Annotated in this window: 24 protein-coding genes, 1 tRNA gene, 1 other RNA gene and 1 pseudogene; 8 read left to right on the forward strand and 19 right to left on the reverse strand. The window is 35.7% G+C overall.

The annotated features are described in order from the left end of the window. Window positions 1–19: 19 nt before the first annotated feature. From FJR03_RS05830 to mobB, 3 genes and pseudogenes are all read right to left on the reverse strand, one after another. Complete coding sequence (locus tag FJR03_RS05830) at window positions 20–217, reverse strand: hypothetical protein (protein WP_193114702.1); 198 nt, start codon at window positions 215–217, stop codon at window positions 20–22. Next, window positions 210–1,055 (reverse strand): annotated as a pseudogene (locus FJR03_RS05835) (class 1 fructose-bisphosphatase); the annotation flags it as partial. The pseudogene FJR03_RS05835 and the gene FJR03_RS05830, both read right to left, overlap by 8 nt. An 11-nt stretch (window positions 1,056–1,066) precedes the next feature. Next, on the reverse strand, window positions 1,067–1,570 hold the full coding sequence (gene mobB, locus FJR03_RS05840) for a molybdopterin-guanine dinucleotide biosynthesis protein B (RefSeq protein ID WP_193114704.1): 504 nt from the start codon (window positions 1,568–1,570) through the stop codon (window positions 1,067–1,069). A gap of 65 nt (window positions 1,571–1,635) precedes the next feature. Here mobB and FJR03_RS05845 point away from each other — a divergent pair, with 65 nt between their 5' ends. Next, window positions 1,636–2,100, forward strand: a complete 465-nt coding sequence (locus tag FJR03_RS05845) for a hypothetical protein (protein ID WP_193112602.1) — start codon at window positions 1,636–1,638, stop codon at window positions 2,098–2,100. 10 nt (window positions 2,101–2,110) lie between these two features. Here FJR03_RS05845 and FJR03_RS05850 read toward each other — a convergent pair whose 3' ends face one another. Further along, window positions 2,111–2,392 (reverse strand): YggT family protein, encoded by a 282-nt coding sequence (locus FJR03_RS05850; protein ID WP_193114770.1) that lies wholly within the window; start codon window positions 2,390–2,392, stop codon window positions 2,111–2,113. After that, window positions 2,389–3,630, reverse strand: coding sequence for a glutamate--tRNA ligase (locus FJR03_RS05855; RefSeq protein ID WP_193112603.1), 1,242 nt, complete (start codon window positions 3,628–3,630; stop codon window positions 2,389–2,391). The genes FJR03_RS05850 and FJR03_RS05855 overlap by 4 nt, the downstream gene beginning before the upstream one ends. Window positions 3,631–3,963: 333 nt before the next feature. On the opposite strand from FJR03_RS05855, the gene FJR03_RS05860 reads away from it, so the two are divergent. Continuing rightward, window positions 3,964–4,971, forward strand: coding sequence for a DUF4365 and DUF1817 domain-containing protein (locus tag FJR03_RS05860; RefSeq protein ID WP_193112604.1), 1,008 nt, complete (start codon window positions 3,964–3,966; stop codon window positions 4,969–4,971). 58 nt (window positions 4,972–5,029) lie between these two features. Beyond that, on the forward strand, window positions 5,030–6,040 hold the full coding sequence (locus tag FJR03_RS05865) for a hypothetical protein (protein WP_193112605.1): 1,011 nt from the start codon (window positions 5,030–5,032) through the stop codon (window positions 6,038–6,040). A gap of 57 nt (window positions 6,041–6,097) precedes the next feature. On the opposite strand, the gene FJR03_RS05870 is transcribed toward FJR03_RS05865, so the two are convergent. Next, window positions 6,098–6,970, reverse strand: coding sequence for a ribokinase (locus FJR03_RS05870; protein ID WP_193112606.1), 873 nt, complete (start codon window positions 6,968–6,970; stop codon window positions 6,098–6,100). Between the two features lie 93 nt (window positions 6,971–7,063). On the opposite strand from FJR03_RS05870, the gene FJR03_RS05875 reads away from it, so the two are divergent. Beyond that, window positions 7,064–9,322 (forward strand): glutamine--tRNA ligase/YqeY domain fusion protein, encoded by a 2,259-nt coding sequence (locus tag FJR03_RS05875; protein WP_193112607.1) that lies wholly within the window; start codon window positions 7,064–7,066, stop codon window positions 9,320–9,322. Between the two features lie 197 nt (window positions 9,323–9,519). On the opposite strand, the gene FJR03_RS05880 is transcribed toward FJR03_RS05875, so the two are convergent. From FJR03_RS05880 to FJR03_RS05890, 3 genes are all read right to left on the reverse strand, one after another. Beyond that, window positions 9,520–9,594: transfer RNA gene (locus tag FJR03_RS05880), tRNA-Glu, on the reverse strand. Window positions 9,595–9,671: 77 nt separating this feature from the next. Then, a complete protein-coding gene (locus FJR03_RS05885) occupies window positions 9,672–10,217 on the reverse strand; it encodes a response regulator (RefSeq protein ID WP_193112608.1) in 546 nt (181 codons plus the stop codon). Between the two features lie 76 nt (window positions 10,218–10,293). After that, window positions 10,294–10,500 (reverse strand): hypothetical protein, encoded by a 207-nt coding sequence (locus FJR03_RS05890; RefSeq protein WP_193112609.1) that lies wholly within the window; start codon window positions 10,498–10,500, stop codon window positions 10,294–10,296. A 109-nt stretch (window positions 10,501–10,609) separates the two neighbouring features. Between FJR03_RS05890 and FJR03_RS05895 the strand changes: the two genes are divergently transcribed. The 3 genes from FJR03_RS05895 to FJR03_RS05905 are packed head-to-tail and all read left to right on the forward strand — an operon-like array spanning window position 10,610 to window position 15,225. After that, window positions 10,610–12,355 carry a copper resistance system multicopper oxidase gene (locus FJR03_RS05895; protein WP_193112610.1) on the forward strand — a complete coding sequence of 582 codons (1,746 nt, stop codon included), beginning with the start codon at window positions 10,610–10,612 and terminating at the stop codon, window positions 12,353–12,355. A 13-nt stretch (window positions 12,356–12,368) separates the two neighbouring features. Beyond that, a complete protein-coding gene (locus FJR03_RS05900; protein WP_193112611.1) occupies window positions 12,369–13,055 on the forward strand; it encodes a copper resistance protein B in 687 nt (228 codons plus the stop codon). Window positions 13,056–13,077: 22 nt separating this feature from the next. Next, window positions 13,078–15,225, forward strand: a complete 2,148-nt coding sequence (locus FJR03_RS05905) for a copper-transporting P-type ATPase (protein WP_193112612.1) — start codon at window positions 13,078–13,080, stop codon at window positions 15,223–15,225. 6 nt (window positions 15,226–15,231) lie between these two features. On the opposite strand, the gene FJR03_RS05910 is transcribed toward FJR03_RS05905, so the two are convergent. The 3 genes from FJR03_RS05910 to rnpB all read right to left on the reverse strand — a co-directional run bounded on the left by FJR03_RS05910 (window position 15,232) and on the right by rnpB (window position 16,539). Further along, window positions 15,232–15,444 (reverse strand): SHOCT domain-containing protein, encoded by a 213-nt coding sequence (locus FJR03_RS05910; protein ID WP_193112613.1) that lies wholly within the window; start codon window positions 15,442–15,444, stop codon window positions 15,232–15,234. A 124-nt stretch (window positions 15,445–15,568) separates the two neighbouring features. Further along, complete coding sequence (locus FJR03_RS05915) at window positions 15,569–16,204, reverse strand: hypothetical protein (RefSeq protein WP_193112614.1); 636 nt, start codon at window positions 16,202–16,204, stop codon at window positions 15,569–15,571. An 8-nt stretch (window positions 16,205–16,212) separates the two neighbouring features. Beyond that, window positions 16,213–16,539: RNase P RNA component class A (gene rnpB / locus FJR03_RS05920), an RNA gene on the reverse strand. A 177-nt stretch (window positions 16,540–16,716) separates the two neighbouring features. On the opposite strand from rnpB, the gene FJR03_RS05925 reads away from it, so the two are divergent. Continuing rightward, the gene (locus FJR03_RS05925) at window positions 16,717–17,337 is read left to right on the forward strand and encodes a TetR/AcrR family transcriptional regulator (protein WP_193112615.1); all 621 of its coding nucleotides are present in this window, start codon (window positions 16,717–16,719) and stop codon (window positions 17,335–17,337) included. 82 nt (window positions 17,338–17,419) lie between these two features. On the opposite strand, the gene FJR03_RS05930 is transcribed toward FJR03_RS05925, so the two are convergent. The 7 genes from FJR03_RS05930 to fumC all read right to left on the reverse strand — a co-directional run bounded on the left by FJR03_RS05930 (window position 17,420) and on the right by fumC (window position 23,968). Continuing rightward, the gene (locus FJR03_RS05930; protein ID WP_193112616.1) at window positions 17,420–17,980 is read right to left on the reverse strand and encodes a 2-oxoacid:acceptor oxidoreductase family protein; all 561 of its coding nucleotides are present in this window, start codon (window positions 17,978–17,980) and stop codon (window positions 17,420–17,422) included. Window positions 17,981–17,995: 15 nt separating this feature from the next. Continuing rightward, window positions 17,996–18,853 carry a 2-oxoglutarate ferredoxin oxidoreductase subunit beta gene (locus tag FJR03_RS05935; protein WP_193112617.1) on the reverse strand — a complete coding sequence of 286 codons (858 nt, stop codon included), beginning with the start codon at window positions 18,851–18,853 and terminating at the stop codon, window positions 17,996–17,998. A gap of 1 nt (window position 18,854) precedes the next feature. Then, window positions 18,855–20,006 carry a 2-oxoglutarate synthase subunit alpha gene (locus FJR03_RS05940; RefSeq protein ID WP_193112618.1) on the reverse strand — a complete coding sequence of 384 codons (1,152 nt, stop codon included), beginning with the start codon at window positions 20,004–20,006 and terminating at the stop codon, window positions 18,855–18,857. Beyond that, the gene (locus FJR03_RS05945; protein WP_193112619.1) at window positions 20,006–20,341 is read right to left on the reverse strand and encodes a 4Fe-4S dicluster domain-containing protein; all 336 of its coding nucleotides are present in this window, start codon (window positions 20,339–20,341) and stop codon (window positions 20,006–20,008) included. The genes FJR03_RS05940 and FJR03_RS05945 overlap by 1 nt, the downstream gene beginning before the upstream one ends. 157 nt (window positions 20,342–20,498) lie before the next feature. Further along, entirely contained in the window at window positions 20,499–21,371 is an 873-nt protein-coding gene (gene sucD, locus FJR03_RS05950; protein WP_193112620.1) for a succinate--CoA ligase subunit alpha, read from the reverse strand. A gap of 5 nt (window positions 21,372–21,376) precedes the next feature. Then, on the reverse strand, window positions 21,377–22,549 hold the full coding sequence (gene sucC, locus FJR03_RS05955) for an ADP-forming succinate--CoA ligase subunit beta (RefSeq protein WP_193112621.1): 1,173 nt from the start codon (window positions 22,547–22,549) through the stop codon (window positions 21,377–21,379). Between the two features lie 27 nt (window positions 22,550–22,576). Further along, window positions 22,577–23,968 carry a class II fumarate hydratase gene (gene fumC, locus FJR03_RS05960; RefSeq protein ID WP_193112622.1) on the reverse strand — a complete coding sequence of 464 codons (1,392 nt, stop codon included), beginning with the start codon at window positions 23,966–23,968 and terminating at the stop codon, window positions 22,577–22,579. Window positions 23,969–23,974: the final 6 nt, after the last annotated feature.

Below are 23,974 nucleotides of genomic sequence, written 5' to 3' on the forward strand. Positions count from 1 at the left end.
ATATTTTATCAAATTTGTCTTAAAACTCAAATCCACCCGTATCACCCTTACTCATAGAGTTATACACGGCATCTACATACTCTTTGCGAAGTTCACACCCTATATAGTGCTCACATTTGCTGCAACTCTCGGTATTGTGATCTTTTTGGCAGTTTTGAAGTTTTATGATCATCTCATCAAGATAGATCTCAAATCTATCTTTTTCTTGATTAGCCATTTTGAGAATAAACCTCTTTAACTCTTGCTATCTCATATTTTGAACCGAAGAAACATGGAGATGTATCGTGAAGGTGTCTGTACCCAAGCTCTAAAAGTCTACCTTTTCCATCGATCGCTTCACCGCCTGCTTTTTCATATACAAAAGCAAAAGGGAATACTTCAAATAAACGGCGAAGTTTACCTTCTGGTTTATCGCTAGTTCCAGGGTAGCTGAACAGTCCGCCCCCTTTAAGTAAGATCTGGTGAAGGTCAGGTACCATACCACCTGAATAACGTAGACGGTATCCCTCTTTAAAGAAAGAATCTACCATCTCTTTATGGTACGGTTCCCAGTTTTGCTGCGTACCGCCCGGAGCGTTAAGTTTCCCTTTCTCTGTAAGTCTAATCTCTTTAACATACTCAAAATCACCAGCTTGAAGAAGATAAAGTTTTACTTTGTTTTGAGCAAATACCATCTCAACTCTCGGTCCATATACTACATAACAAGATGCAACCATGTTTTCAGCACCGAAACCGCCTTCATAGATCCCAAAAATTGAACCAACACTTAAGTTTACATCTACAAGAGATGAACCATCTAACGGATCGTAAGAGATGAAATATTTCCCGTCTGCGTGTAACTCTTCAGCGTGTTCTTTCTCTTCAGAAGAGATTGTATGTACTGCAGCTACTTTTGAAAACTCCTCTTCAATGATCATGTCACATTGAATGTCTAACTGAAGTTGAGTTTCTCCAGAAGAGTTCTCTTGTTGTGAGTACCCAATATCTTTAATATCTATAGCATTTTTAATTCTTTTTGCACTTCTTTGTATCGCGTCAAATACTTGATTCATCTTTTTTCCTTTGTTTAAACTTGTTTTGCGTTTTTAAATATCCAAGATATCACTTCGTCTGGATCGTTGAGATTGAGCATATCTACATCACTAGGTACTTTATAATCAACGATATTGATACTATCGTCAATCGCCAAAGCATTCATGAAAGGGAAGTAATCCTCATCAATAGTTTTTCTAAAGATACTTATCCTTGGGAGTGGTAACCCTTTTAACCCTTCAACGAGTAAAACATCGAAGTGATTAAAAAGCCTGATCATCTCATCAAGTGATGATTCCCTTTGAGAAAAGTAAGTTGTTCTGTTTGAAGATGTTACGATCACTTCAGCGCCCGTGTCACTGAACTTGTAACTGTCTTTTCCCTCAACATCAAACCTAGCTTTATCTTTGGGATCGTGCTTGATGATTGCAACTTCCAACCCGTGTTCATGGATCAGTTTTCTTGCAACTTTAAGTATTAATGTAGTTTTTCCGCTATTAGAAGGTCCTGTAAAACCTACTGCTAATCTTTTTTCCATTGTCGACTTTTTAAAATTTTTAGTAATTATACAGAAGATGAGTTTAAATAAGCTATAATTTCGGCATGAAAATAATAGTAAGTTCCCTAATCGTAATAAGTTTGTTTACATCGTGTGTCGATAAAAACGGATTTGATAATTTTAATTTTACCCCTGAACAAGAGCAGTGGGAAAACAACCAGATAAATTCTCGAATCAATGACGATCAACAACTCCAAGGGACGGTTACTGCCGTATATTTAAATAAAGTAATGCCAAATCTTTATAAAGAGGGAGAGTATTTTTACATATCTCTCTACCTCAAAGACAGCTCTCAAGAGCTCACTTTTACATTAAACGATCAACCTTCAATATATCTGGAAAAGCTGCCAAACAACGATGAGTTTAAGAAGTTCACAAACACTACAAATAAATGGAACAGATACTATCTGGTAGGGTTTTTAGAACAAAAAGATGATGATACTTTGAGTTTGGAAGTTAAAAACGAAAAACTGTTTTCAAATAAAATGGTTTTTAAGAAGGATGAATAAGACAACTCTTTTAGAGATGTCTTAAAAGTGAACTAAGTATCACTATCACTACTTGCAGCGCTATAATAATTACAAGCGGTGCCAGGTCAAGTCCGTTAAAGTTTGTAGGGATATATCTCCTTACAAGCGCATACGCAGGGTTTGTGATTCTATATAAGAACTGTACAATAGGATTGTACGGATCAGGATTTACAAAACTAAGTAACGCCGCGATAATAATCACCCATATATATACATTAATAAGCGATATTAAAATACCGCCTAAGCCTACAATAATTTCTGATAACATTATACAAACTCCCCAAGATAATTTTTAATATATTTATAGATCTCCGCCAAATCTGGACCTTGTTGTGCATTTGAAAGTAAAACTCTTAAAGGTTTAAGGATCTTTTCTTCTGTTAAACCTGTTTGTTCTACTATATAGTTTTTTATATCGTTAAACTCTTCAAAATGTGGTGCATTTTTTACAGATGCTACGATCTTATCATAATCTTCTTGCAGCTCACTAGGCACATCTCTTTTTTCAAATATAGGTGCAATTTTTGTTTTTAACCCTCTAGTAGTTTCTACTTCATCAACGTAAAGGCGTGCTAGTTCTCCGATCTCTGCATCTGCGAAACCAACATAACGAGAGAGCTCTTTTGCATCCATTTTTTTCAACTGTTGTTTGTTAATCTCTTTTAGTTTTTCAAGATCAAATACTACAGGCAGTGGTGATAATTTTGTAAGATCAAACTGCTCTACAGCCTCTTCAAGATCCATTGAAATTAAATAGTTTACGATAGCTTCTGGAAGGTAACCTTGCTCTAAAAGTGATGTAACACTTGGAATATCATCGCCAGTAAGAGGCGGGATATGTGCGTATTCTACTTTTTTATCATACTGTAGGGCATCTCTAACGTAAATCTGTTTTGGAGCAGATTCTATGTGATCTTGGTCTTGGATAACTAAAGAGATATCGTTTAGCATATCATCAACAGCCGAAGCAAAATCAGCCATAGGAGTCTTGTCCTGCTTTAGGATCATAAAACTGTCGATCGTATCGGCTTTAAATGTTAACTCACCTTGGATCGCATCTGTAACCGTAATATCTTTTTTAGGTCTGTGGATACGTACCGTAAAAGGGTTTGTATTGTCGATCACGAGTTCAGCAGGCAAGTTAGCACATGCATCGTCATAAAGGTACGGTTTGTTTGCAGCCTCAGCTTCATCCATTTTGCTTTGGATCCAGTCAGGTGAACAGAAACAGCTAAACGCTTTTTTCTCATGCATAAGCTGCAGAGCCATAGCAGAGTGGAAACGGAAGTTTTGACTTTCATGGATCGTTTGCGTGTATCTGATCCCGAAAAGATCGAGAATATCGAGGTACTCTTTATCTTTCCCTTCTATATTGTTTCTTGTACTTGTATCGTCAACTCTTACAATTAGGTTCTCTTTACGCTGCTGGGCAACTATAAAGTTTATGAGAGCAACTCTTAAGTCCCCAAGCTCCATATCGCGAGTAGGGCTGAAAGCAAATCTTAACATCTATATTCCTGCATAATATATTTTTCGGAATTCTATCAAATTTTACCTAATAGGGTAATAAAGGAAGATTTCATAAGCTCTAGTCTAATATATTTAACATTTTGATAAAATATTATAGATATACGTTAATAGTTCTACATAAAAAACAATACAAAAATCTTATAAAATATTGCAAATTGTAATATTTTTATATAATAATCCCATGTTAAGCACATTAATATACTTTAATGGTATTACATCAAAAATAATTAAATATTAAGTCATTCTATAGCTAACTTGTATATAATGTACTACTAATAAATAGTTATGTAATCAATATGAAAGAGAAATAATATGAATGATTTAGGCTATCCAGAAAGAACTTCGAGACAGAGTATGGGACAAAAAGGAGAAGCATATATTGATTTTCTAATTTCAAATGTTTTTGACTGGATTTATAGACCCGTACATCAAGAAATGGACTTTGGAATTGATGGTTATATTGATATCGTAAATGACACACAAGTAACAGGTTTAAGCATAGGTGTTCAAATAAAATCTGGTAGTTCATATGTATCTAAGAGAACAAGCGGCGGTATAAAATATGAAGGGAATAATAAGCATCTAAATTTTTATTTAAATCATAAAATCCCAGTTATTTTAATTGTTGTTGACAATGATTGCAATAATGCATTTTGGGTTGAGTTTGACATTGAAAAAACCACACCTACAACATCTGGATGGTGGATTGAAATACCTGAAAAAAATATAATTAATATTGACACTAAGCCTTTATGGGAAAATATTGCGGGTGTTCCTGAAGATTTTTCTGACAAAGTTCAAAAGACATGGATGGAATCTGAATTAATTCAAAATTCTGACCTACTCATTTTTTCTATTCCAAAAGAAGATGTAGATACTGGTTCTATGGATACAGTCTCGGAAATTATTAAAAAGCTGTCAAAAAACAAAAAAATGCTACTAGACAAAAGGTCATCAGTAGAAATATTTTTTCCTGATTATGATAATGATGAAAGAGAACTCTATGATATACCTGAAATTAGACATTGGTTTCAAAATTCAATGGCTCAAAAAATACCTTGGTTTTATTTTTTAAATGGAAAAAATTTAACTATTGGACTGAGTTTATTATTTACTTGTTGTGTGAATGTAAAGCGTGTAAAAGTTGTTAACAATATACATAAACTTGAGCCTAATCGAGAAGAAATTGAAGAATGGATGAATGAAAATTTCATTAATCTCAATATTTTCACTGAAAAAAATGACATAGACTTGGAAATAAATAAAGAAGTGAGCAATACAATGGGTGGAGCATTTATGAAAATGTTTTCAAATATCTAAATACAATACCTAACAAATCAGTGGAGCCCAATCAAAAAGTCGAAAGGTAATAGTTCAAATGAAAAAATGGTTTATTGGTTACCTTAAACAACATGATGAAAACCATCTGAAATACACTCTGATTGAAGAGATAGATAATAAAGATTTTAGGGAAAAAATAAAAAGAGTATATGATTATGAATATTTAGAAAATTTATTTTTATTCATAATCAAGAACTTTCAAGACTTCCAAGAATCAATAAAAAACCTAGATACCGACAGTAAGAATAATATTGATGACAATATTAATAACTACTACCTACAACATCATCAAATTGACATTCAAAGAACATTTTTCAATTTAATAAATTCATACAAACTATCCATAGATCATATAAAGCACACTTTGTCATCCTATGAAGATAAAGAAGAACAACACTATCAATTCTTATCCAAAATAGCATCATTCTATTATGATACTTTTGCAGGCTATAAAATAATAGAAAACCTCAGGAATTATTGTCAACATAGAAGCTTGGCACCACTAGAAATCATTAGAGATTCAGAAGGCAACGTGAAAATTTTTATAACTAAAGAAGCTTTAGTGGAAGATAAAAAAATCAGAAATAAAATAAAATCTGAATTAGATAGTGATATTCCTTTTAATTTTATATATTTAGTTATAGAGTGGTTTGAAAAGATACAAGAAATATATAACTATTATTTTGATTTATTTGCAGAGTATTCAAAAGACGAAGCCGAATATTTATTATCATATTTTCAACCTGTTAAAAAGGAAATAGATAACAATAATTTAGAATTGTACTTATTGGCTGGACACGATGAAAGTCATATAGATCAATATAGCTTTTTACCCACAGAAATCGCTATCAAGATAATTAATAGAACTAAAAAAGAGGATTTCAAGAACAATATAGAGTTTATTTCAACTTTTGTTAAAGATTATATAAAAGAACAAGAAGAAAATGAAAATTTCACCAAAATGTTAAAAGAACATGGCTTGAAACTACCTGAATTTGACACTATTACTTTGAGTGCCATAAACCGATATTTAAAAGGGAAAGGCTAACAAATCAGTGGAGCCAATAAATTACCCTGCGGGCAATTTATTGGCTCATTTTAAACGTTAAACATCAACTCCTAATCTTGGTATAGAATCCGCAGCTCCTTTTCTTGTAACACAAATACTTGCAGCTTTTACAGCTGTTTTTAGACATTTTTCTATTCTTTTTCCGCGTGAAAGCTCGGCTAAAAAGTAACCTATAAAAGTATCACCCGCTCCCGTAGTATCTACCGCCTTTACTTTGAGTGCATCTACTTTTATAGTTTGTTTGCCTTGAGAGTAGATCACACCTTTTTTGCCAAGCGTTAAAACAACGGCACTTTTTGGGTAAAGCTTATCCATCGCTTTTATGATCTTCATAGGCTTTTTCTCACCGCTAAGAGCTTCGCCTTCTGTTTCGTTTATTATAAATATATCTACAAGCTCAAGAGGATATTCTTTAACGGCATCACTCATCGGGGCAGGGTTAAAAACAACTTTTAGATCTTTATCTTTTGTTTGTTTTAGTATTTTATCAACCGAGTTTATCTCATTTTGTAAAAGTACGATGTCACCTGCATTTGCACTTTTGAGTGCTTCTTTTATATCACTAGATTTAAATGTCAGATTTGCCCCGCCGTGGATGATGATCGCATTTTCCCCCTCAGAATTTACCTGTATAATTGCATGTCCCGTAGGGGCTTTAACTATTTTGACAAGATGCGTATCTATACCTTCTTTTTCCATCTTCTCTTGCAGCCAAATACCGTCTAATCCTATTTTTCCCACATGGAGCACATCTGCATTTGCACGCGCCAAGGCTATCGACTGGTTAGCCCCTTTACCGCCGCTAAAAACAGCATAGTTCTTACTGCTAAGCGTTTCACCCGGACGAACAAAATGATCTACATCATATACATGATCTATGTTTATGGAACCGAAATTGATTATTTTCATAAGTACTCCTGCTTCTTACTATGCATATTATAAGCTCATATGGGGTAAAATGCAATTTTTATAAAGTTTCATAATCAAAAAGGTTTAATAATAATGAGTGAGCATAAGGATTTTTTACGCACTATTGTCGAAGAGGACTTAAAGTCGGGCAAATATAAAGAGATCATTACAAGGTTTCCCCCTGAGCCAAACGGCTTTCCTCACATCGGACATGCTAAATCTATCGCTATTAACTTTGGGATCGCACGTGACTACAACGGTTACTGTAACCTTAGAATGGACGACACTAACCCTACAACTGAAGACACAAAATACGTTGAGGCTCTTAAAGATGCCGTAGAGTGGTTAGGGTTTGAGTGGAAAGACAACGTTCGTTATACGTCTGATTATTTTGACAAACTTTACGAATATGCAATAGAGCTTGTGAAAATGGGTAAAGCTTACGTTGATTCACTTGACCAAGAGACGATGAAAGAGTACCACGGTACAGTTACACAGCCGGGACGTCGCAGTGAGTATGCTGAGCGTTCTGTTGAAGAGAATCTTGACCTATTAGAGAGAATGAAAAACGGTGAGTTTAAAGACGGCGAGCATGTTCTTCGTGCCAAGATAGATATGTCTGCACCAAATATGAAGATGCGTGATCCTATTCTTTACCGTATCCGTCATGCTCACCACTACAGAGCAGGGGACAAGTGGGCGATCTACCCTTTATATGATTTTGGTCACTGTTTATCTGACTATATCGAAGGTGTGACTCATTCGATCTGTACGCTTGAATTTGAAAACAATCGTGAGGTGTACGACTGGGTACTTGACACTCTGAAACTTGAACCGCCGCGCCCTTACCAGCATGAATTTGCAAGACTTGGGATCAACTACACGGTTATGAGTAAAAGAAAGCTTTTAGAGCTTGTAAACGGTAACTATGTAAGCGGTTGGGACGATCCACGTCTTCCTACGATCGCAGGATACAGAAGAAGAGGGTATACACCTGAATCTATTTTAAACTTTTGTGATTCTATAGGTATTGCAAAAGCAAACTCAACTGTTGATGTTGCACAGCTTGAGTTTGCGATCAGAGATGATCTAAATACTAAAGTACCGCGTGTAATGACGGTACTTGATCCTCTAAAAGTTACGATCAAGAACTATGAGGGCAGCGAAGAGCTAGAAGCTTCATACTATCCTGAAGATGTACCAAAAGAGGGTTCAAGAAAGATACCTTTCTCTAAAACTATCTACATAGAGCGTGAAGACTTTTCAGAGAATCCTCCAAAAGGATACTTCCGTCTTACACCTGAGCAGCCTGTACGTCTAAAACATGCTTACATTATCACATGTAAAGAGATTGTAAAAGATGCTGATGGAAACATCACAGAGATTATAGCTGAGTACAATCCTGAGTCTAAAAGTGGATCAGACACTAGCGGTATAAAAGTAAAAAGTGCGATCCAGTGGGTAGATGCTGCATCTGCTAAAACAGTAGAAGTAAGACTTTATGACAGACTCTATAAAAATGAAGCACCTGAAGGACTTGAAGATCTTAATCCTGATTCGTTAAAAATTATCAAAAATGCTTTAATCGAACCAGCTGTTATCACAGAGAGACCAGATGAGAGATTTCAGTTTGAAAGACAAGGGTACTTCTACGCTGATCCTGTTGATTATACAGATGAAAACCCGGTATTTAACAAGATCGTAGGTCTTAAAGACTCTTATGCTAAAAAAGAAAAAGCACCAAGAGGTGAGCGTAAACCGCAAGAGAAAAAAGTGCAAATTGACGGTGAAGTAGAGCCTATGAGTGAAGCAGAGCAGGCACTTTTTAACAGATATACTACTGAACTAAAATTAAATAATATGGTTGCAGATATTTTAGCTCGTGATAAGCAGCTTTCAGACTTTTATCTTGAAGCTATCAGTTTATCTACAGTTAATCCAAATCCGGTTGGACTGGCTAACATTGTGACAAATGAAGTAGCCAGAGAATTAAAAGATAAGTCGAAAGATGAGTTAAAATTCAATCCTGTACAAATAGGTGAACTCTCAAAAATGGTTGAGGATGGGACTATCTCAAATAAAATTGCTAAGCAAGTATTTGAAGAGATGGTAAAAAGCGGAGAAAATCCTGCACAAGTAGTTGAAGCTAAAGGACTTATACAAATAAGTGATCCTGCACAAATTTCACCTATTATTGATGAGATAATTGAGAAAAATCCGGACAATGTAGAAAAATTTAAAGCAGGAAATACAAAACTGTTAGGTTTCTTTGTAGGACAGGTGCTAAAAGCAACAGGTGGCAAAGCAAATCCACAAGTTGTAAATAAGCTTGTAGCCGAAAAATTACAATAGTTTACTATATAGTAAATTATATAGACTAGTTCTTTTACACTGGTCTATTTTGTAATAGAATAGGGCAACCCTTTAGGGTTACCATTATGCATATAATCTGTTAAGATTTTGCAAGTCTAACTATTTAAAATTTCTTCAATATTTTGAAATTTTATACAAGTAAATTGAAATTTGATTGTTTTAAAAAGGAGAATATTTGGTGACCCCACGGAGACTCGAACTCCGGTAACATGGATGAAAACCATGGATCCTAACCGCTAGACGATGGGGCCAAAAGGCTCAACTATTTTGTTGAGCCGAAATTATATAGATAATATACTTAAAAATCTCTTAAGTATGCGCTATTTTTCTAGTCGTAAAAACTACGTAATGCTCTAATAATAACTGCATTTTTAGAGATACTTTCAGCTTTAGCATTATCGTTTACAGTTTCATAAAGATCTAAAGGAAGTGAAATTGAGAAAGTTTTTGTCTCAACTTTTTTCTTTTTAGCGATCATTGCTACAACATTTCCAAGTAATTCAATGATTTTCTTAGTATCGATTGGTTTTTGGATAAAGCTGTTTACACCAACTTCGATTGATTCAGAGATTTTCTCCATATCGTTACTTGCAGAGATTACGATGATGATTTGATCTTTATTCATCTCTCTAATTTTACGAGAAAGTTCAATACCGTCCATTCCTGGCATGATGATATCTACAAATACAACATCTGGTTGTTGTTTTTCATATAATTTTAAAGCACTTTCACCGTCAAAACAAGATTCTACACCTGAGAAAAAGTTTTTAAAAGTTGAACTTAACAGTTCGTTTGTTACTTTTTCATCTTCAACTACTAAAGCTGTTAACTTTTTTGTTTGTTCCGTTAATTTAATTAAATCCATATTGTTCATAATTAATTCCTCACAAAATATTTCAGATATTATAACAAAAAATTAGTTAATGTTATTAACAAAATGAAACAACTTTTTATTTTGTTTTAAATTGTTCTAACCATTCTGTGTCAGCTTCTTTAGAATCCTCTTTCTGATTTAAAAGAGAATCTATGATTCCTATAAGTGTTTCTTCGTCCATAAACTCTAAAAGAGCAGGGTTAATAGAGGTTTGTGAAACACCTTGATAAGTATTGAGCAAATTTTGTATATCTTTTATAAGATCTTGCTTTCTTTTGGTCATAAAAATAATTCCTATATATAATTTGTTCGTATTTTACATAAAAAACTATTAGATACACAAACTCTGCACACTTCCTTATTATAATAAGACAATAAAAGAGGAGTAGATAATGAGTTTGAACAGTTCTAAAATTTCAAGACGACAATTTGTGAAGGGGATCGCAGTATCTTCCCTTGTTGCTGCGAACTTTATAGACCTATCTGCCAAAGAAACTGATCTTAATTTTGAACAAAATTCCGTGTTAAGCGGAGATGAGTTTTCTTTGCATATTGCTTCTACACCTGTAAATATCACCGGAACTCCGGCAATGGCAACAACTGTCAATGGGCTTATCCCGGGACCAATACTCAAACTTAAAGAGGGGCAGAATGTAACAATACACGTCACAAACCATCTCAATGTAGATACCTCAATCCATTGGCACGGTATTATTTTACCTACCAATATGGATGGCGTTCCAGGAATAAGCTTTAATGGTATTAAGCCGGGTGAAACATTTACCTATAAGTTTAAAATACAACAAAGCGGTACATTTTGGTACCACAGCCATTCCGGATTTCAAGAACAAACAGGTGTTTATGGAGCTATTGTGATAGACCCTATAGAAAAAGATCCCTATCAATATGATAAAGATTATGTGATAACTCTATCTGACTGGTCAGATGAAAAGCCAAGCTCTGTATATAGAAAACTCAAAATATCATCTGACTATTACAATTTTAAACAACGTACTGTCGGTGACTTTTTTGAAGAAGTGAAAGAGAAGGGTTTCTTTACAGCATTTAATGAAAGAAAGATGTGGAACAATATGACCATGACAGACAGAGATCTCTCAGATGTCACCGGATATACCTATACATATCTTATGAATGGAAAGCTTCCTGCTGAAAAACTAAAAATCGTTTTTAAAAACGGAGAAAAGATCAGACTCCGCTTTATAAACAGTGCAGCTATGACATTCTTTGATCTGCGAATACCCGGACTTAAAATGAAAGTGATTGCATCTGATGGGAATAATGTCCAGCCTGTAGAAGTTGATGAGTTTAGAATAGGGGTGGCAGAAACATACGATGTGATTGTCGAACCAGAACCAAATACCGCCTACGCTGTTTTTGCACAAAGCCTTGACAGGAGTGGTTATGCCCTTGGAGCTTTGACTTACGATCCTAATGTTACGGCACAAACGCCAAAAATGGATCCTCTCCCTATACTTACCCATGTAGATATGGGAATGGGGATGGGTAATATGGAACATGCTCACGAAAAATCTTCAACAACAATGAAATGTGGAGCGGGAATGAAAATGCCTGCTAAAAAACCTATAAAGAAATCAGATATTCCCGTTACTCCATTAGAAGAAGCCAGAGGTATACAGACAACAATGAGAGCTATGAATCCTCAATATAGACTGGATGATCCAGGTGTCGGATTGAGAGACAACGGCAGAAAAGTACTTACATATGCCGATCTAAAATCGCTCCGTTCAACTATGCATGACAGATATCCCGATCGCGAGATCATTTTACATCTAACCGGCAATATGGAAAGGTATATGTGGTCTATTAACGGGATTGCTTATAAGGATGCTAAAGATCTAGAGTTTAAATATGGTGAGAGACTGAGAATTACTTACATTAATGACACGATGATGAATCATCCTATGCACCTTCACGGTATGTGGAGTGACTTAGAAACCGGAGATGAGAATCATCTGGTAAGAAAACACACCATTATAGTACAGCCGGGTTCTAAGATTAGTTTTCGTGTTAATGTAGATGCAAAAGGTTCTTGGGCTTATCATTGTCATCTGCTGTATCATATGTCCGGCATGTTTAGAAAAGTCGTAGTACTGTGAGAGGATGGAGATTATGAATAAAGTATTATTATCAACAATCTTAACATTGGGTTTAGCAACATCTTCTATTGCAAGTATGGATGATGATCCTTTACGTGCTACGGTAATGGTAGATAATCTTGAATACCAAACCAATGATGAAAAAAGTTTGATGTGGGATAGTTATGCATATGTTGGTTATGACATACATAAACTATATCTCTATTCAGAAGGTGAAAAGGGTAAGGATCAATCTTCTGCCGATAGTGAAAACCAATTGGTCTACTCCCGTGCGATCTCTCCGTTTTGGGATCTGCAGTTTGGTGTCGATTACGATAAATCTGGCGGGGCTGATCAAACATGGGGAGTTATAGGGGTTCAAGGTTTGGCACCATACTTTTTTGAAACACGTGCAGTTATTCTTTTAGGTAAAAGAGGAAGTATGGGTGTAAGAGCTGATCTAGAGTATGAAGCGCTTATAACGCAGAAACTTATCTTGACACCAAGTATCGCATTTTCTGCATACTCTAAAGATAATGAAGAGATGGAGATCGGAAGCGGATTTTCAAATATACAAGCAGGGATGAGATTACGTTATGAGATAAGAAGAGAGTTTGCTCCATATATAGGAGTAGAATGGAATAAGAATCTTGGAAAAACTGATGATATCTCACCCCTAAATGAAACATATGCAACATTTGGTTTAAGGGTATGGTTTTAAAGAATAAAAGCAAGGATTTGTAATGAATGAGCAAAGAAACTTAGAGAGCAACGGCTATACCTGTCCTATGCATCCTGAGATCATACAAGATCATCCAGGCAGTTGTCCCAAATGCGGAATGGCTTTAGAGCCTATTATAGTTGAAGCAACAGATGAGAGTAACAGCGAATTAAACTATATGGAACAACGCTTCTGGATCGGCTTACTTTTTACCTTACCAGTTTTTACCGTGTCTATGCTCAATGACTTAGTTCCTGAGTACTTACCGCAAAATATTACTATGTATCAAATGCAATGGTTTTTATTTCTTTTATCTACCCCTGTCATACTTTGGGGTGGATGGCCGTTTTTAATAAGAGGATATGAATCTATAAAAACACTAAATCTTAATATGTTTACCCTGATCGCAATCGGTGTCATTACTGCTTATCTTTATAGTATAGTAGCTTTGTTTTCTCCTGAACTCTTTCCACCTCTTATGCAAACAAAAGATGGGTTGGTACATGTCTATTTTGAAGCGGCAGCGGTTATTACAACCTTAGTACTTTTAGGACAAGTCTTAGAACTGCGAGCTAGAAATAAAACAAACTCTGCTATTAAAACCCTGTTAAACCTCGCACCAAAACAGGCTCATCGCATAATCGATGGAGCCGGTAATGAAGAGACCATAAATCTTGATCTTATTCAAGTAGATGATATGCTGAGAATTAAACCCGGGGAAAAGATCCCTGTAGACGGCATTGTGCTGGAGGGAAAAAGTAATGTTGATGAATCTATGATTACGGGAGAGCCTTTACTGGTTGCTAAAAGTATAGATGATCCTTTAATCGGTGCTACCCTTAACAAAAACAGCACATTAGTGATGAGAGCTGAACGCATAGGAAGTGATACTATGCTTGCACAGATCATACATATGGTTGCTCTTGCCCAACGTTCACGTGCACCTATTCAAAAATTAGCAGATACGGTATCTGGTTATTTTGTACCAACTGTTGTACTAGTCGCTATATTAGCTTTTTTTGGATGGTGGTTTTTCGGTCCTGAACCTCGTTTAGCTTATGCCATTGTATCGGCAGTCTCGGTTTTAATTATTGCCTGTCCATGTGCACTAGGTCTTGCAACCCCTATCTCCATTATGGTTGGAACAGGTAGGGCAGCCCTTTCTGGAATACTGATCAAAGATGCAAAAAACCTTGAAACAATGGAGAAAATCAATACATTAGTTGTAGATAAAACAGGAACTCTTACAGAAGGAAAACCTAAAGTTACCAGTTTTATTTTGGCTAATGATCTCTTTAATGAAAGCGAATTGTCTAAGTTTGCTGCCAGCATAGAGCTTTTGAGTGAGCATCCACTGGCAGAAGCGATAGTCGAATATGCTAAAGAGAAAACAATTAACCTCTCTAATGTAGAGAAGTTTCAAGCTGTTGCCGGTAAAGGTATTCAAGGGATAGTTGAGAATAAAATGGTTGTATTAGGGAGTGAAGAGTTCTTAAACTCTCTGGGTATTGAAACTACAGTGCTTATAGAACAAGCTGATAAATTGCGAAAAGAGGGCAAAGGTGTCATGTTTTTAGCTATAGATTTTCAATTTAGTGCCATTATAGGTATAGAAGATCCGATCAAAGAAACATCTATAGCAGCTATTAAACAGCTAAAAGAGGAGGGGATAAAGATTGTAATGCTCAGTGGAGACAATGAAACCACGGCCAATACAGTAGCAAAAAAACTAAACATCGATACAGTTTATGCGAAAATTATGCCTGATGGCAAAGCAAAAGTGATCCAAAAACTGCAAGAGGAGGGGGCGGTTGTCGCTATGGCGGGTGATGGGATAAACGATGCACCTGCTCTTGCTCAAGCAGATATAGGTATTGCTATGGGTACGGGAACAGATGTCGCTATTGAAAGTGCTGGAGTAACATTAATCAAAGGTGATCTGCTTGGTATTGTAAAGGTATTAAAACTCAGCCGTGCCACGATGCAAAACATTAAACAAAATCTCTTCTTTGCATTTATATACAATAGTATTGGTGTTCCTATTGCAGCAGGGGTGTTTTATCCGTTCTTTGGAATTTTACTTTCACCGATTATTGCGGCAACGGCAATGAGTTTTAGTTCGGTATCTGTTATTGTTAATGCTTTGCGTTTAAAAAACATAAAAATATAAACAGAATCAGTGTTTTAGATTCTCTTTCATTCGTTGATACTCTTCATCATCTATTTCGCCGTTAGCATATCGTTTATCTAAGATATCTCTTGCTGAAGGTTCTTGATTCTTATTTTGCATATTATTTACAAAATAAAACAATACAACCGCTACAAGTATTAGTATGATCCATCCAAATCCCATCATAAACCCCCATCCATTCATATCAAACCCATGCATAGCTTTCTCCTTGAGTTTGTATTTTCAGATATTATACTATTTATTTGTGCGGTATTTGTGGTAAAAGAGGAGAACAAAGATTACTATATATGTTTTGGTTAACATAATGTATATTCTCTTGAAATTATTTTATAGGTTTTTGGAAGTATCCTCCATCTTTATATATGAGTCCATTCAATATAATGTCCTTTTCACTCCACGTTGTTTTAATGTACTGCTTAACATTTATATCAGAAACACTCATCTTACTTTTATTATATGCTTTGACACTATATATGAACTTTTCATCTTTTAGAGCTTTAACACTTTCTTCAAAGATATCCTTGGTAGCTCCATATACTAATTTGATTCTCTTTCTATTTATGTTTTCTATTATTAGATATACAATGGCACCGTCACTATTATTTTCTTCTAGTGCAAATATACTGATATTTCCTTTTGTATACTTCTTATGATATTTGTAGTTGTTAAAGCCAATACGAACAATATTTTGAATATTGCCATCAAACTTATAGCCTGGTGCAGCTTTTAGCTCTTCTACAGTAAGTATATCACCACTATCCGCTAAATAGATATTGCGCCCTATTTTAATATTACTTAATTTTAATATCCCTTTATATATGCTCTGTCCTGGGATCTTTACGATAGCTTTTTCTTTGTTAATTAATTTGATTGTATGGTTATTATAGTTGATATGCGGGGAACTGCATGATGTGCAGAAAAAAATGATAGAAACGGATAAAAGAATCTTTTTAAACATTATATCCCTTTAAAAGCATAAGAATAAGCCGAGTTTTGTATCGATAGCATTAATCTACTACACAATTTACATCGTGTCTCTAGCGAAGCAATAGCAATTGTAAGACGCTAACCATCTGCTTCTTGCTGCCATGTTGGGTTTACAAGCTCTCTATGTTGCCATAAAGACTGGTGGTCTCTTACACCGCCTTTTCACCTTTACCACTAAGTGGAAGTAATATTTCTGTTGCACTTTCCCTCGTATTACTACGGCCATTCGTTAAATGGAACATTGTCTTACAGCAGCTCGGACTTTCCTCTTGAGTTTGACCCCAAGTCACTATCTTCTTATGCTTGCAAAATGATACTCAAATTAAAATTTAAAAGCGCTTATTTTCTATATGAACACTTGTTCTTTTCTTCTTTTATTTATATGAACAAGTGTTCTTTTTATACTAAGCTTATATTAACAATTGTTCATATATAATTCTAGTTATATTAACAAATGTTCATATTCAATAAAAAGGAGTTTAAATGCCTGAAAATAGGGATTTAAAAAAAAGAACCGGAACAAAAGACAAGATACTAAAAGTGGCAAATACCCTCTTCTGTAACCATGGTTATAAGGCTACAAGCGTAAGAAAAATTGCTTCAGAAGTAGGTATTAGAGAGAGTGCTTTATATAATCATTTTAAAAACAAAGAAGCTATCTTTTTAGAGGTTGCAAAGAGTATATTTAACTCCCCTTTTTCATTTAAAGAGGATGAGATTAAAGAGCTTGCAAGTAGAGGAAAACCTTTTTTACAAAAGTTTGCAATGCAATATAAGATGCTTACGTTTGATAAAAAGAGCGAAAGTATGTTTAAACTACTCATTATAGAGCTTATGCAAAATGAGCAGCTTAGAGAGCAGTTTATGGTTCAATTCCACCATAACAATATAAAAACGCTCTCAGAGGCATTTTTTATCATGATGCAAAACAATTTAATCAAGTCAAACGATCCAATGATGGTATCTTATGAGTTTTTATCTACCCTATTCTATATAAGGTTCCAGATCACCCTGCTTCGATTTGATTCTAAATCTGCTGATTCTTTATCTACTCAGTTTGAAAGACATGTAGACTTTTTCTGGGAAAGTATTAAAAGTAGTTAATATTAAATATTATATAATATTAACTACTTGCATAAAAAAAAGCAGCCCTATTTCTAGAGCTGCTGAACTAAATAAAATCTAATTATTTAGCTGCTAATGCTTCTTGAGCGTATTTTTCACCTAAGTCATAAGCTTTTTTATTCGCTTCATGTACTTTAGCTGGTACTTTAGAAAGCATAACTTCAATTAAGTGATCTCTTTCTAAAGGTTTGATGATAGTATTAGCAATTGCAAGAGCAACAACAGATTGAGTAATAACGTTACCAACCTCTTCTTTTGCAATAGTAATAATAGGAATCTCAATGATATTCCAAGTTTTTCTATCTTCATCTGTTGGATGAACAAGATTTGGATCGATAACAATTGTTCCACCTGGAGTTACACCATCTTTAAATAGGTTGTAACTTGCTTGTGCAACAGAAAGCATAAAATCAATCTCACCATCATTTGCATATGGGTAGAAAATTTCATCATCATCTAAAGTAATATCAACAACTGTTGGACCACCACGTACCTGTGAAGTATACGTAGCAGTTTTTAGTCCGTGTCCACCAGCTTTAATTTTCGCAGCAGCAAAAATCTCTCCAGCAAGAAGAACACCCTGTCCACCAACACCTGTAAATCTCATTATTTGTCTAGCCATTGTGTGTTCTCCTTGTTATATTTTCTTAGCAAAGTCGTCTTGAGTGATTACTTTACGTTTACCTTGATGTACAGCGATAATATCTGCATACATATCACAGTACTCTCTAACTTCTTTGTCTTCTTTTAAGATACCAGTTGGGAAAACGTTAAGTTTTTCTTCTTCCGGTAATGCATCATATTTTTTCTTAGGCATAGTAATGCTGTCGATCCACTCTAGGTTTTCCATAGCAGATTGCATTTTATTTTTACGTCCAAGGTTAATATGACAGTTAGACATAATATCTAAGAAAGAGAAACCTCTATGCTCTAAAGCTTTTACGAAAATTTTCTCAAGTTTCTTAGGATCTAACATTGTCTCACGTGCAACAAAAGAAGCACCAGAAGCGATACCAAGATCACAAGCGTTGAAAGTTGGATCGATGTTACCAGCTTTTTGAGAAACAGTCCACATACCCTGAGGAGTAGTTGGAGATGTTTGTGAGTTTGTTAAACCATAGATGAAGTTATTGATGATAATTAAAGTAATATCAATATTTCTTCTAGCACCGTGAATAGTGTGGTTACCACCGATAGCAAGTGCATCACCGTCACCAGCAACACAAACAACATATTTGTCTGGGTGAACAAGTTTGATACCTGTAGCAAATGCAACAGTTCTACCGTGAGTTGTATGTACAGTGTTGAAGTCTACATAAGACGAGAAACGTCCAGAACAACCAATACCAGAAACTACACAAATGTCATCTTGACTAATTCCAAGCTTATCTACTGCACGGATAAAAGCCTTTAAGATAACACCGTCACCACAACCCCAACACCATAGTGTTGGCATTTTTTCAAGTCTTAAATATTTATCATAATTAAATGCCATCTTAGAATACCTCTTTTACTTTGTTTACAATTTCATATGGAGAGATAGCTCTACCATTAACTTTGTATAGACCTTCAATGTCAAGTCTACCAGATACACGCTCTACTTCTTCAGTATATTGTCTGATATTTAACTCAACACAAAGAACATTTTTGATTTTGTCTGTATACTTTTTCATAGTATCAGCCGGACTTGGCCATAAAGTAATTGGTCTAAATAAACCAGCTTTGATACCTTCAGCTCTTAAGTGACGAATAGCCTCTTTAGCTGCAAGAGAAACAGAACCGTAAGCGATGATAAGTACTTCACCCTCTTCACCAGTTAAGTCATCTAACATAAACTCTTCGTTAGACTCAATCTCATCTGTATGCATCATAACTTTATCTTCAAGTCTTTGAATTAGTTTACGACAAGTTTCAATCTCTTCAGTTGGGAATCCCATAGCATCATGGTGAAGACCTGTAAAGTGATATCTGTAACCTTGGAACATTGGGTTAAGAACTGCCGGTTGATCAGCTTCACACTCATAAGGTCTATAATCTTCCGGAGCACCGTCAAATGTTTTTCTTGGAACGATTCCAGCTTTTACATCTTCAGCAGTTGGAAGCATAGCTTTACCATGCATGTGACCAATTGTTTCATCTAATAATACGAATACCGGTTGCATGAATCTGTCAGCTAAGTTGAATGCACGAACAGTTTCAGTATAACATTCAGCTAAGTTACCAGCACATAAAGTGATTGAACGGTAGTCACCATGAGACGGGTTTTTCGCCTGACGAACGTCACCTTGAGATACACGAGTTGGAAGACCAGTTGATGGACCACCACGCATAACGTTTACAACAACTAAAGGAACTTCAGCCATTTGAGCAAGACCAAGGTTTTCAGCTTTTAGTGAAATACCAGGACCTGAAGTAGCTGTCATAGTACGAACACCAGCCATACCAGCACCAGCAGCCGCAGCAACACCAGCGATCTCATCTTCCATCTGAATTGCAGTACCGCCAACAGCCGGTAATAAATCAGAAATTGTGTGCATTACTTCTGATGAAGGAGTAATTGGATATCCTCCGAAAAATCTACATCCAGCATCAACCGCCGCGATTGCAGCCAGGTCATTACCAGTTGAAATTACTTCTCTTAATGCCATTACTTAACTCCTTGTTGATCTAGAGACATATAGTTGTTTGCAATAATTTTTGCTTGACGCTCTTTAGCCTCATCAGTTAATTTTGCAAATTTATAATCTTTTTTACTTGCTACATAGATAGCAAAATCTGGACATGTAAGTTCACACTCATTACATCCAATACAAGCCTCAGGATGATCGATTGAGATCATTGCTCCTAAAGTTGATGTTGAATCATATCTCATACCTAGTACACCTGATGGACATACCGATACACAAATATCACATGCTTTACAATTCGCAGTATTTACCCATACTGGATCATTGTTAACATTTTCAGTCATTCCACTTGCCATTTATTCTCCTCTTGTCAAATACAAATATAATTCGTATGTTACTCTTAGTAATAACAGATTATCTAATTTTTATTAACTTTCTCATTAATTGTGCTGTTAACGCTCACCTCGTGTATAAAATAGTTACACATTGGTAAGCTCACACTGCCGGAAAGCCTTATTTTTTTAGAACTTCTGCTACTGCCTTACCTATTTCTGCAGGTGAAACAACAACTTTAACACCAGCAGCTTCTAAAGCTTCCATTTTTTCTTTCGCTGTACCAGCAGAACCAGAAACGATTGCACCAGCATGACCCATACGTTTCCCTTTAGGAGCAGTTTGACCAGCGATAAATGCAACAACAGGTTTAGTAATGTTTTCTTTAATGAAAGCAGCAGCTTGGATCTCTAAATCCCCACCGATTTCACCAATCATTACGATTGCTTCAGTTTCCGGATCTTCTTCGAACATTGGAAGAAGTTGTTTGTATGAAAGACCGATAATCGGGTCCCCACCAATACCAACTGCAGTAGTAATACCAAATCCTTCATTACATACTTGGTTTGCACCTTCGTAAGTTAATGTACCAGATTTAGAGATAAGACCTACATTACCTTTTTTGAAAATCATACCAGGCATGATTCCTATTTTACACTCTTCTGCAGTAATAATACCAGGACAGTTTGGCCCGATAGTTTTCATGTTGTGTTTAGTAGCATATGCTTTTGCAGCTTGCATGTCACGAACAGGAGCACCTTCAGTAATTACAACTGCAAGTTCAATACCAGCATCAGCAGCTTCCATTACAGCATCTGCAACAAATGCAGGTGGAACGAAAATCATAGAAACAGTAGCACCAGTAGTAGCTACTGCATCTTTTACAGTATTGAAAACAGGTTTACCAAGGTGTTCTTGACCACCTTTGTTTGGTGTAACACCACCAACAATTTGAGTTCCGTATGCTAAACATTGCTCAGCATGGAAAGTACCCTCTTTCCCTGTGAAACCTTGTACAATTACTTTTGTATCTTTATTTACTAAAATACTCATCTAAATTACTCTCCTTTCGCTGCAGCTACTGCTTTTGCAGCACCGTCTGCTAAATCTGTTGCTGCAATTACGTTTTCAATTCCAGCGTTTTTAAGAATCTCTGCTGCCTCTGGTGCATTTGTACCATCAAGACGAACAATTACCGGTACATGTACATCAGTAAGTTTAGTTGCTTCTAAAATACCGTTTGCAATACGATCACATCTTACGATACCACCGAAGATATTTACGAAGATTGCTTTTACGTTAGGGTTTTTAAGAATAATCTCAAAACCTTTTGCAACAGTTTCAGCGTTTGCAGAACCACCAACATCAAGGAAGTTTGCAGGTGTACCACCCATATAGTTAATTGTATCCATAGTACCCATCGCAAGACCAGCACCATTTACCATACAACCAATTTCACCATCAAGAGATACATAAGAAAGACCATAACGGCTTGCTTCTCTCTCATCAGGATCCTCTTCAGAGATATCTCTCATATCTTCGATATCAGGGTGACGTCCAAGAGCAGAATCATCAAATCCCATTTTACCGTCAAGTGCTAAGAATTCACCTGCACCAGTTTTAATAAGTGGATTGATCTCGATCATCTCTGCATCATTGTCCATATATACATTGTATAAAGCTTTTGCAAATTTTAAAAAGTTCTTTTGCTCAACTTTATCAGTGATACCTAATCCGAATAATAATTCTCTACCGTGGAAACCTTGAAAACCGATAGCTGGATCAACAGCAACTTTTACGATTTTTTCCGGAGTCTCTTCAGCTACTTTTTCAATCTCCATACCACCTTCAGTAGAAGCCATGATTACAGGCATCTCTTTAGCACGGTCAAGTACTACACCAAGATATAACTCATCTTTAATGTCTGCACCCTCTTCGATGTAAACTTTTTGAACCAGTTTACCCTCTGGTCCAGTTTGGTGAGTTACCAGTTGCATACCTAAAATTTCAGATGCAAGTGTTTTTACTTCCTCTAAAGACTTAGCAAGTTTTACACCACCGCCAAGACCACGTCCACCAGCGTGAATTTGAGCTTTTACAACCCAAATGTTTCCACCAAGTTCTTGAGCATTTAAAAATGCTTGCTCTGGCGTATTTGCCACAATACCTCTTGGTGTTGGTACACCATATTTAGCAAAAATTTGTTTTGCTTGATATTCATGTATATTCATTTATTCTCCTTGTTTTAAAGTGGACGCTTACGCTTTTGGCGCAATCATCTCTTCTGGTTTTACATATTCATCAAACTGCTCTGCAGTTAAAAGACCAAGCTCAATTGCTGTAGCTTTTAATGTAGAGTTGTTTTTATGTGCAGTTTTTGCAATTTTTGCTGCATTTTCATAACCGATATATGGGTTAAGTGCAGTAACTAACATTAATGAATCATGTAAGAAATGATCAATTTTTGCTTCATTTGGCATAATTCCAACTGCAGCGTTATCATTAAATGAAACGATTGAGTCACTTAAAAGTCTTACAGATTGTAAGAAGTTGTAAGCGATTACCGGTTTAAATACATTTAACTCAAAGTTACCTTGAGATGCTGCAAAACCGATAGTTGCATCGTTACCCATAACTTGACAAGTAACCATAGTTACCGCTTCAGATTGAGTTGGATTTACTTTACCAGGCATAATAGATGAACCCGGCTCATTTTCAGGGATAGAGATCTCACCAAGACCACATCTAGGGCCAGATGCCAACCATCTAACATCATTAGCAATTTTCATCATATCTGCAGCTAAAGCTTTTAATGCACCGTGAGCGAATACTAATGCATCGTGAGAAGTTAAAGCATGAAATTTATTTGGAGCTGTAATAAAATCATGACCAGTTAACTCTGAAAGTTTTTTAGCTACTCTTTCACCTAATTCAGGGTGAGCATTTAAACCTGTACCAACAGCTGTACCACCAAGAGCAAGTTCACGAACAGCTTCTAATGAATCTTTAGCCATTTTTTCAGACTTAGCAAGCATCTCTACCCATCCGCTGATCTCTTGACCAAGTGTAAGCGGAGTAGCATCTTGAAGGTGTGTACGACCGATTTTTACGATCGAGTTAAACGCTTCAGATTTTGCTTGTAAAGTTGCTTTTAGTTTAGCGATAGCCGGTAATAATCTCTCTTCAACTGCAATAACAGAAGCTACGTGTAAAGCTGTCGGGTATGTATCGTTTGAACTTTGAGATTTATTTACATCATCATTTGGATGTACTAATTTCTCTTTTCTGAAATCACCACCTAAAATTTCAGTGGCACGATTTGCAAGAACTTCATTATTGTTCATGTTCGATTGTGTACCTGAACCTGTTTGCCATACAACTAGAGGATAGTTTCCATCAAGTTTTCCAGCAAGCATATCATCAGCAGCTTGTGCAATAGCATCAGCTTTTGCAGCATCAAGTTTCCCAAGATCTTTATTTACTAAAGCTACTGCTTTTTTAAGATATGAGAATGCTCTTGTAATTTCATACGGCATTGTTTCTTCGCCGATTTTAAAGTTTTGAATAGATCTTTGTGTTTGTGCAGCCCAGTAAGCATCTACCGGAACTTGCATTTCACCCATTGTATCTTTTTCTATACGTGTACTCATAAGTTA

Origin of the sequence: Sulfurimonas marina, assembly GCF_014905095.1 — a bacterium.
Lineage (GTDB): Bacteria > Campylobacterota > Campylobacteria > Campylobacterales > Sulfurimonadaceae > Sulfurimonas > Sulfurimonas marina.

What these genes read in the sequence shown, in the direction of transcription:
- FJR03_RS05830 (WP_193114702.1), bottom strand. Translation starts at nt 217, where the DNA reads ATGGCTAATCAAGAAAAAGATAGATTTGAGATCTATCTTGATGAGATG.
- FJR03_RS05935 (WP_193112617.1), bottom strand. Translation starts at nt 18,853, where the DNA reads ATGGCATTTAATTATGATAAATATTTAAGACTTGAAAAAATGCCAACA.
- FJR03_RS05855 (WP_193112603.1), bottom strand. Translation starts at nt 3,630, where the DNA reads ATGTTAAGATTTGCTTTCAGCCCTACTCGCGATATGGAGCTTGGGGAC.
- FJR03_RS05895 (WP_193112610.1), top strand. Translation starts at nt 10,610, where the DNA reads ATGAGTTTGAACAGTTCTAAAATTTCAAGACGACAATTTGTGAAGGGG.
- FJR03_RS05865 (WP_193112605.1), top strand. Translation starts at nt 5,030, where the DNA reads ATGAAAAAATGGTTTATTGGTTACCTTAAACAACATGATGAAAACCAT.
- FJR03_RS05870 (WP_193112606.1), bottom strand. Translation starts at nt 6,970, where the DNA reads ATGAAAATAATCAATTTCGGTTCCATAAACATAGATCATGTATATGAT.
- FJR03_RS05930 (WP_193112616.1), bottom strand. Translation starts at nt 17,980, where the DNA reads ATGGCTAGACAAATAATGAGATTTACAGGTGTTGGTGGACAGGGTGTT.
- FJR03_RS05845 (WP_193112602.1), top strand. Translation starts at nt 1,636, where the DNA reads ATGAAAATAATAGTAAGTTCCCTAATCGTAATAAGTTTGTTTACATCG.
- FJR03_RS05910 (WP_193112613.1), bottom strand. Translation starts at nt 15,444, where the DNA reads ATGCATGGGTTTGATATGAATGGATGGGGGTTTATGATGGGATTTGGA.
- FJR03_RS05945 (WP_193112619.1), bottom strand. Translation starts at nt 20,341, where the DNA reads ATGGCAAGTGGAATGACTGAAAATGTTAACAATGATCCAGTATGGGTA.
- FJR03_RS05860 (WP_193112604.1), top strand. Translation starts at nt 3,964, where the DNA reads ATGAATGATTTAGGCTATCCAGAAAGAACTTCGAGACAGAGTATGGGA.
- FJR03_RS05905 (WP_193112612.1), top strand. Translation starts at nt 13,078, where the DNA reads ATGAATGAGCAAAGAAACTTAGAGAGCAACGGCTATACCTGTCCTATG.
- FJR03_RS05900 (WP_193112611.1), top strand. Translation starts at nt 12,369, where the DNA reads ATGAATAAAGTATTATTATCAACAATCTTAACATTGGGTTTAGCAACA.
- sucC (WP_193112621.1), bottom strand. Translation starts at nt 22,549, where the DNA reads ATGAATATACATGAATATCAAGCAAAACAAATTTTTGCTAAATATGGT.
- FJR03_RS05890 (WP_193112609.1), bottom strand. Translation starts at nt 10,500, where the DNA reads ATGACCAAAAGAAAGCAAGATCTTATAAAAGATATACAAAATTTGCTC.
- FJR03_RS05925 (WP_193112615.1), top strand. Translation starts at nt 16,717, where the DNA reads ATGCCTGAAAATAGGGATTTAAAAAAAAGAACCGGAACAAAAGACAAG.
- FJR03_RS05885 (WP_193112608.1), bottom strand. Translation starts at nt 10,217, where the DNA reads ATGAACAATATGGATTTAATTAAATTAACGGAACAAACAAAAAAGTTA.
- sucD (WP_193112620.1), bottom strand. Translation starts at nt 21,371, where the DNA reads ATGAGTATTTTAGTAAATAAAGATACAAAAGTAATTGTACAAGGTTTC.
- FJR03_RS05915 (WP_193112614.1), bottom strand. Translation starts at nt 16,204, where the DNA reads ATGTTTAAAAAGATTCTTTTATCCGTTTCTATCATTTTTTTCTGCACA.
- FJR03_RS05875 (WP_193112607.1), top strand. Translation starts at nt 7,064, where the DNA reads ATGAGTGAGCATAAGGATTTTTTACGCACTATTGTCGAAGAGGACTTA.
- fumC (WP_193112622.1), bottom strand. Translation starts at nt 23,968, where the DNA reads ATGAGTACACGTATAGAAAAAGATACAATGGGTGAAATGCAAGTTCCG.
- FJR03_RS05940 (WP_193112618.1), bottom strand. Translation starts at nt 20,006, where the DNA reads ATGGCATTAAGAGAAGTAATTTCAACTGGTAATGACCTGGCTGCAATC.
- mobB (WP_193114704.1), bottom strand. Translation starts at nt 1,570, where the DNA reads ATGGAAAAAAGATTAGCAGTAGGTTTTACAGGACCTTCTAATAGCGGA.